This is a genomic window from Pseudomonas sp. ICMP 10191 (assembly GCF_001467335.1).
Lineage (GTDB): Bacteria > Pseudomonadota > Gammaproteobacteria > Pseudomonadales > Pseudomonadaceae > Aquipseudomonas > Aquipseudomonas cerasi.
The window spans coordinates 19,496-27,500 of the sequence record NZ_LKGW01000104.1 but is presented as its reverse complement, the minus strand read 5'-3'; the positions used below and the strand labels follow the sequence as shown (position 1 = coordinate 27,500).

At 56.4% G+C, this 8,005-nt stretch carries 3 protein-coding genes and 3 rRNA genes (1 of these 6 only partly in view); 3 read left to right on the top strand and 3 right to left on the bottom strand.

All coding sequences use genetic code 11. From position 1 onward, the window contains the following. From AO388_RS11175 to rrf (AO388_RS11165), 3 genes are all read left to right on the top strand, one after another. A 23S ribosomal RNA gene (locus AO388_RS11175) occupies positions 1–2,477 on the top strand (it extends 420 nt beyond the left edge of the window). Positions 2,478–2,631: 154 nt separating this feature from the next. Continuing rightward, positions 2,632–2,747, top strand: a 5S ribosomal RNA gene (rrf, locus tag AO388_RS11170). A 107-nt stretch (positions 2,748–2,854) separates the two neighbouring features. Then, positions 2,855–2,970 (top strand): 5S ribosomal RNA (gene rrf / locus AO388_RS11165). Between the two features lie 117 nt (positions 2,971–3,087). Here rrf (AO388_RS11165) and AO388_RS11160 read toward each other — a convergent pair. Genes AO388_RS11160 through AO388_RS11150 form a run of 3 tightly spaced genes read right to left on the bottom strand, consistent with a single transcriptional unit; the run spans position 3,088 to position 7,990 of the window. Further along, positions 3,088–3,567, bottom strand: a complete 480-nt coding sequence (locus AO388_RS11160) for an SRPBCC family protein (RefSeq protein ID WP_058416465.1) — start codon at positions 3,565–3,567, stop codon at positions 3,088–3,090. 32 nt (positions 3,568–3,599) lie between these two features. Further along, positions 3,600–7,046, bottom strand: a complete 3,447-nt coding sequence (locus AO388_RS11155; protein ID WP_058416464.1) for a non-ribosomal peptide synthetase — start codon at positions 7,044–7,046, stop codon at positions 3,600–3,602. Then, entirely contained in the window at positions 7,043–7,990 is a 948-nt protein-coding gene (locus tag AO388_RS11150) for a diiron oxygenase (RefSeq protein WP_058416463.1), read from the bottom strand. The genes AO388_RS11155 and AO388_RS11150 overlap by 4 nt, the downstream gene beginning before the upstream one ends. Positions 7,991–8,005 lie beyond the last annotated feature (15 nt).

The following is an 8,005-nucleotide window of genomic DNA, read 5'->3' as shown; positions in this document are numbered from 1 at the left end:
AGGACGGGGCACGAGAAACCTTGTCTGAATATGGGGGGACCATCCTCCAAGGCTAAATACTACTGACTGACCGATAGTGAACCAGTACCGTGAGGGAAAGGCGAAAAGAACCGCGGAGAGCGGAGTGAAATAGATCCTGAAACCGTATGCGTACAAGCAGTGGGAGCCCACTTTGTTGGGTGACTGCGTACCTTTTGTATAATGGGTCAGCGACTTATTTTCAGTGGCGAGCTTAACCGAATAGGGGAGGCGTAGCGAAAGCGAGTCTTAATAGGGCGTCTAGTCGCTGGGAATAGACCCGAAACCGGGCGATCTATCCATGGGCAGGTTGAAGGTTGGGTAACACTAACTGGAGGACCGAACCGACTACCGTTGAAAAGTTAGCGGATGACCTGTGGATCGGAGTGAAAGGCTAATCAAGCTCGGAGATAGCTGGTTCTCCTCGAAAGCTATTTAGGTAGCGCCTCATGTATCACTGTAGGGGGTAGAGCACTGTTTCGGCTAGGGGGTCATCCCGACTTACCAAACCGATGCAAACTCCGAATACCTACAAGTGCCGAGCATGGGAGACACACGGCGGGTGCTAACGTCCGTCGTGAAAAGGGAAACAACCCAGACCGTCAGCTAAGGTCCCAAAGTCATGGTTAAGTGGGACTTTAAAGAAAGCGTAATAGCTCACTAGTCGAGTCGGCCTGCGCGGAAGATGTAACGGGGCTCAAACCATGCACCGAAGCTACGGGTATCATCTTTTGATGATGCGGTAGAGGAGCGTTCTGTAAGCCTGTGAAGGTGAGTTGAGAAGCTTGCTGGAGGTATCAGAAGTGCGAATGCTGACATGAGTAACGACAATGGGTGTGAAAAACACCCACGCCGAAAGACCAAGGTTTCCTGCGCAACGTTAATCGACGCAGGGTTAGTCGGTCCCTAAGGCGAGGCTGAAAAGCGTAGTCGATGGAAAACAGGTTAATATTCCTGTACTTCTGGTTATTGCGATGGAGGGACGGAGAAGGCTAGGCCAGCCTGGCGTTGGTTGTCCAGGTTTAAGGTGGTAGGCTGAGATCTTAGGTAAATCCGGGATCTTAAGGCCGAGAGCTGATGACGAGTGTTCTTTAGAACACGAAGTGGTTGATGCCATGCTTCCAAGAAAAGCTTCTAAGCTTCAGGTAACCAGGAACCGTACCCCAAACCGACACAGGTGGTTGGGTAGAGAATACCAAGGCGCTTGAGAGAACTCGGGTGAAGGAACTAGGCAAAATGGCACCGTAACTTCGGGAGAAGGTGCGCCGGTGAGGGTGAAGCATTTACTGCGTAAGCTCATGCCGGTCGAAGATACCAGGCCGCTGCGACTGTTTATTAAAAACACAGCACTCTGCAAACACGAAAGTGGACGTATAGGGTGTGACGCCTGCCCGGTGCCGGAAGGTTAATTGATGGGGTTAGCGCAAGCGAAGCTCTTGATCGAAGCCCCGGTAAACGGCGGCCGTAACTATAACGGTCCTAAGGTAGCGAAATTCCTTGTCGGGTAAGTTCCGACCTGCACGAATGGCGTAACGATGGCGGCGCTGTCTCCACCCGAGACTCAGTGAAATTGAAATCGCTGTGAAGATGCAGTGTATCCGCGGCTAGACGGAAAGACCCCGTGAACCTTTACTATAGCTTTGCACTGGACTTTGAATTTGCTTGTGTAGGATAGGTGGGAGGCTTTGAAGCGTGGACGCCAGTCTGCGTGGAGCCAACCTTGAAATACCACCCTGGCAACTTTGAGGTTCTAACTCAGGTCCGTTATCCGGATCGAGGACAGTGTATGGTGGGTAGTTTGACTGGGGCGGTCTCCTCCTAAAGAGTAACGGAGGAGTACGAAGGTGCGCTCAGACCGGTCGGAAATCGGTCGTAGAGTATAAAGGCAAAAGCGCGCTTGACTGCGAGACAGACACGTCGAGCAGGTACGAAAGTAGGTCTTAGTGATCCGGTGGTTCTGTATGGAAGGGCCATCGCTCAACGGATAAAAGGTACTCCGGGGATAACAGGCTGATACCGCCCAAGAGTTCATATCGACGGCGGTGTTTGGCACCTCGATGTCGGCTCATCACATCCTGGGGCTGAAGCCGGTCCCAAGGGTATGGCTGTTCGCCATTTAAAGTGGTACGCGAGCTGGGTTTAGAACGTCGTGAGACAGTTCGGTCCCTATCTGCCGTGGACGTTTGAGATTTGAGAGGGGCTGCTCCTAGTACGAGAGGACCGGAGTGGACGAACCTCTGGTGTTCCGGTTGTCACGCCAGTGGCATTGCCGGGTAGCTATGTTCGGAAAAGATAACCGCTGAAAGCATCTAAGCGGGAAACTTGCCTCAAGATGAGATCTCACTGGAACCTTGAGTTCCCTAAAGGGCCGTCGAAGACTACGACGTTGATAGGTTGGGTGTGTAAGCGCTGTGAGGCGTTGAGCTAACCAATACTAATTGCCCGTGAGGCTTGACCATATAACACCCAAGCAATTTGCGTCGAATGACCAGATTGCGGTGACTGTGAAGATGACATGAACCGAAAGTTTGCGTCACGAACGACACCTGAATCGACTATCACATACCCGATTTGCTGAAGCGCGCCGTACGGCACGATTCGGTACCCGAATTTCTTGACGACCATAGAGCATTGGAACCACCTGATCCCATCCCGAACTCAGTAGTGAAACGATGTATCGCCGATGGTAGTGTGGGGTTTCCCCATGTGAGAGTAGGTCATCGTCAAGATTGAATTCCAGAAACCCTCATCGCTTACGCGTTGAGGGTTTTTGTTTAAGTAGAAGTCACCAAAATTCGCTGGAACGTTAACTGCTAACGGATCGGCAACAGAATTTCTTGACGACCATAGAGCATTGGAACCACCTGATCCCATCCCGAACTCAGCAGTGAAACGATGTATCGCCGATGGTAGTGTGGGGTTTCCCCATGTGAGAGTAGGTCATCGTCAAGATTGAATTCCGAAACCCCTCATCGCTTACGCGATGAGGGGTTTTGTCGTTATGGGTTATCAAATAAAAAAGCCCGCTCAGGCATTCGCTCCGAGCGGGCTGTTGTGGTGCAGCATCAGTCAGCCAAACAGGCTGCGCACGTTACTCATTGCGCCATCTGCAAACCCCTGAAGAAACGCCTCAAATGCATCCCCCTCAGGCCCTCCCTCAACAGGGTCGGCAACAATCGTCCAGCTGGCGAGGCAGGTATCGCCGTCGCCGGTAGCGTCAACAGTCATTGCTGCCCACAGATTGCTGACTGGCAAGCTGGTGTGGATCAGTGACCAGGTCATATAAAGCGCTTGATCGTCCCTGGAGTTCAGTTGTTCGATGGCCACGTTGCCATCCTTGAACAGCTTGCTGCGAACCGAGCCCGGACCTTCACCGGTGACCTCAATGCTCTCCAGTGCCGGTATGAATGCCTGGAAGCCACCGAAATTGCCGACAACAGCCCACACGCTGGCCGCATCACCTGGGACTTCCACGGCGGACACCACTCGGCACGTCACCGGGTTCTTGATGAGTGTGTCGGGTTTCAGATTGCTGTGAAATGTGTTCATGTCGTTCTCCATTTATCTCAGTGGGTAGTGGCTCAGATGAAGTCGATTTCTTTCAGGTAATCGCAGCCCCTGCGCAGCAACGCCGGAGTCTTTTGCGGGTATTGCTCGCCCATGCGACGAATGCCGTTCAGGGTGTTGCGGTGCTCGATCATCGAGATATCGCCGATGTCTTCTTCAAACCCATCGAGGTAAAACCCCAGCACGCCAAACAGCGCGTTCTGGCTGTCGACGCGCCGGAGTTGCGCCTGCCATTGCTCGACGCTGACCAGCTCGAACTGACGCCCGGCCTCGCGAAAGGCGTGCACGTAGTCGCTCCAGCTCAAGGGCTCGGGGTTATGCAGATTGAATACCGCATGTTCTGGCTGATAACGGCTGGCATGGAAGCCGATGAAGCGCGCCAGAAAGTCCACCGGCATCAGGTCGAAGTTGATGGCGAACGCCGGAACCTGACCCAATTGCAGCGAACCCTTGAGCATCAGCATCAGGCGGTTTTTCTGTGGCTGACACACGCCGGTCACGCTGTTGAAGGCGATGTTGCCGGGGCGATAGATGTTCACCCAGGCACCTTGGTCCCGGGCACATTGCAGGATGCGCTCAGCCACCCACTTGGAGAGGTTGTAGCCGTTCTTGATGTAGATCGGCGGGGTCGCGGCAGCGGGTCGTTCAAGCACATTGCCAGCGGCATCGATGGCACTGCAGGCAGACAGCGTCGAAACGAAATTGAAGATCTTTTTACTGCGCCCCTCACACAGCTTCAGGCATTCAAAGACCGGGGCCACATTGTCTTTGACCAGGGTTTCGTAATCCTGGACATGGTTCACATTGGCAGCGTTGTGCACCAACGCACCAAACTTGAGATCCAGTCGTTCATACACCGCTTCACTGAGCCCCAGCCTTGGCTTCGTCAGGTCCGCGGGGTAGACCTTTACGCGGCTCAGGTCCAGGTGATCCAGACGGTTTTCCCGCAGGGCATGTTCGAAACGCTGCTGTGCGCTTTGTCCAGAAGTCTCCCGCACCAGGCAGGCGATCTCTGTCGCTCCCCAACTGAGCAGCGCTTGGACGATATGCACACCCAGAAAGCCATTGGCACCCGTGACAATCACCTTATGAACATCACCCAGCCTGCTGACGGGCAATGTAGCCAGTTGAAAGTCCGGGTTGGCATCCCGCAGCGCCTGAGCGCTGAGGACACCCGCCGAAGTGCCGTCGCTGTCGATCAGGCTGGCCAGCGTCAGTACTGTCGGTGCTTCGATAAAACGATTGATAGGAATGCTGCGCCCAAAGCGTTCACGAACCCCCAGCAACAGGCGCGACAGGAGGATCGAGTGGCCTCCGAGATTGAAAAAGCTTTCATCAGTCGAGATGTCGTCTGGCAGCAGCTCCAGCAGCTCGCCCCATAGCTCGAGCAGTGCCTGCTCCTGCGTAGTCTCGGGCAGACGGCGAGTGTGCTGCCCGGTAAAGCTCAGCGGTATTTCCAGAAGCGCTTTACGATCTACCTTGCCGTTGCTGGCGAATGGCATGCCGGGCAACATCGTGTAGACGGCGGGGTGCATGTAATCAGGCAGCAGACGTTGTACATGGGCCTTTAGCGCCTGTTCGTCATGCTCAATATACGGTTGAGCGAGAAACGCCAGAATTCGCCGTTGGTTGTCGATCACCACGGCAACCTGTCGATACAGTCCGCTGTCGCGCAGGCAATGCTCGATCTCCTCGGGCTCGACCCGAAAGCCGCGAATCTTTACCTGATTATCACGACGTCCGCTGAGGACGATGCCGTCAGCCGTCCACTTGGCGATATCGCCGGTGCGATAGGCGCGCATTAGCTGCCCATCCGGTTTCGTCAGCCACACATAACGCTCGGCGGTAAGCTTTGGGTTGTTGACATAGCCCAGGCACACACCGGGTCCGACGATGTACAGCTCCCCCTGAGTCTGCTCGGCCACGGGCTGCAACTGCTCGTCCAGAATCCACGCCTGGCTGTTGGCGATCGGTCGGCCCAGATGGCGGTTGCTGCTGGACGGCCCGAACTCGCAGGCGGTGACCAACACCGTGGCTTCGGTGGGGCCGTACAGGTTGTGGAAATGACATTGCCCGGTGAGTTGCACAATCACATGCGGCTCGCAGACGTCGCCTCCGGTCATGACATGCTCAAGCCCCAGCGGCTGATCCAGCGGCAGGATGCTCAACAGCGCCGGCGGCAGGAATGCATGGGTGATGCCTTGTTGCAGCACGCGGACCAGCTGCAACGGATCACGCCGCTGATCCTCATCGGGGACCACCAGTTCGGCGCCACTGAGCCAGGTGGGGAAAATGTCGATGATCGACGAGTCGAAACTCAGCGTCGAGAACTGCAGCACCCGGCTATGTTCGTTCAGGCTCACATGCTCGGCATACCAGGCGGTGAAGTGGCTGAGATTGCGCTGGCTGAGCAATACGCCTTTCGGCTGCCCGGTGGTACCCGACGTGTACAGCGCCATGCAGGGCGCATCCTGATCGGCAGCGGCGCCTGTATGCGCTGAAGCTACGTCCTCGACATGCACCGCCGCGATATCCAGCGCCGGAAACTCCGCAGCGGCCAGTGGATGCGAGCCATCGTGCAGCAACAGCATCGCCCCCGAGTTTTCCAGAATGTACTGCTGACGCTGCACAGGCTGGCCGGGATCAAGCGGCAGGTACACCGCACCGCAACCCAGAATCGCGAGGATGCCCGCGTACAGCTCGGCTGACTTGCTCAGGCAGATACCAATCACCGGAGGTGCGCCGGCTTTTGCGTGCACCAGCAACGGCTGCAGCAAGCGCTGGATAGCGAGACTGTGCGCGTGCAGTTGCCGATAGCTGAGCGTCTGGTTGCGAATGGACAGTGCCGGGCGTTCGGCAAACGTCAGCAGCGCCTGCTCCAGCCGCTCGGTGATGGGTGTTTCGGCCCGTTTCAGCAGGTGCGGTTGATCTGTCTGATTCAGACGATGCTCGAACAGCAATTGATCAACCGCCTGCAAGCCATACTGTCGATCACTCTGGGCGGGTGTGACGCTTGTCAGACCGTTGAAATAGTCGTCGTCTCTGGATAGCCGGCTGATCTGTAACGCCGCCAGATCCACCATGGCTGCGACAGCCGCATCGCGCAGTACGCGCCCGTTGCCTGATTCCTCGACCGGCAGCCATTCATGAACGATCAAGCGTCGAGCTTCGGCAGCGCCATGCCAGCACAGCAGCTCCAGCCGGGGTAACCCGTACTCCAGTTCCCCGCTGATACCGAACCGCAGGCTCAGATGCGTGAAGTGGCCGAACGCACTCAGTTGTTCCTTTGTCAGGTCCAGGCTGCCGTCTTCGATCAGCACGCAGCCATCAGGCATCTTCAGCGCGTCCAGCGCCTGCTGATCGGACAGATGCCGCACGCCATGCCCGTGGTCCTGCAGCTCGGTATTCAGTTCAGTCAGGGTCAGGCTGTGACCCATGAGCACAATCTCCAGGCGCTTCATTGCAGTGTCCCCCGAGTCGGCAGATAGTCCACCAGCGCCCGCTGCACACAAGGATCGTCCAGCATCGAGCTGTTCTTGAAGAAACGCACGATGTTAGCCACCAGTGGGTGATGGCGGTTGACTGGGAAACTCACAGCCCTGGTTTCGTCCCTGAGCGCCTGCTTGACGGTGTCCGGCACCTGCAGGTGGTCGATCAGGGTGAAGTCGAAGCCATTCTGAAGATCGTTGGTCAGGTATTGAGCGATGAACACCGGCATGATGCGGGCGATGGATTCCCGGTCCTGTTGGGGAGCGGTGTGCCAGTAGATGCGTACCAGCCGCGCCCAGAAGCCCGAGTGACGCCCCTCGTCCAGCAGGTGGTCGGCCATCAGGCCCTTGACCGATTGCTTGACCGATTCGTCCTTGGCAAACGCCGCCACGTCATTGGTCACGGTGTTCTCCGCGATGGCGACACAGATCAGCTCCAATGCGCTGCGCAGATGCTCCGGGGCCAGAGCCAGTGCGGCGGGAATGGCCCGGCTGAGTTCAATCTCGTCCGGCAACGGGATAGGCGCTATGCCCGTCAGGGCGATGGTCTGTTGCATGAAGTCCATGGCGACCAGTGCGTGATAGTCCTCATCGACCACCACCGTCATCGCGTCATAGCGACAGGCGAACGGGAAGCGAATCGTAAAGTGGTCCTTGGCGATGCTGCGTGCGGTCCTGTCGACGATCTCGGTCTCGAAGATCACCACATCGTTGATGAACTTGTAGAGGCTCTGTACCAAGGCGTAATCGCGCAAATGCGCGCACTCGCGGATGAATGTGTCACTGAGCACCAGCGGCTGACGGCTGAGGGGGTAGATCAGTTTTTCATCGTTCTCGACGATCCTGCGTGGACGAGTACGAATGGTGGCGCGACCTTCCCACGCATCGATGAACGACATGTAGTCTTCTGCTTTCATGATGGCTTCCTTGTA

Excerpts from the sequence above, each read along its gene's own strand:
- AO388_RS11160 (WP_058416465.1), bottom strand. The coding sequence starts at position 3,567 with ATGAACACATTTCACAGCAATCTGAAACCCGACACACTCATCAAGAAC.
- AO388_RS11155 (WP_058416464.1), bottom strand. The coding sequence starts at position 7,046 with ATGAAGCGCCTGGAGATTGTGCTCATGGGTCACAGCCTGACCCTGACT.
- AO388_RS11150 (WP_058416463.1), bottom strand. The coding sequence starts at position 7,990 with ATGAAAGCAGAAGACTACATGTCGTTCATCGATGCGTGGGAAGGTCGC.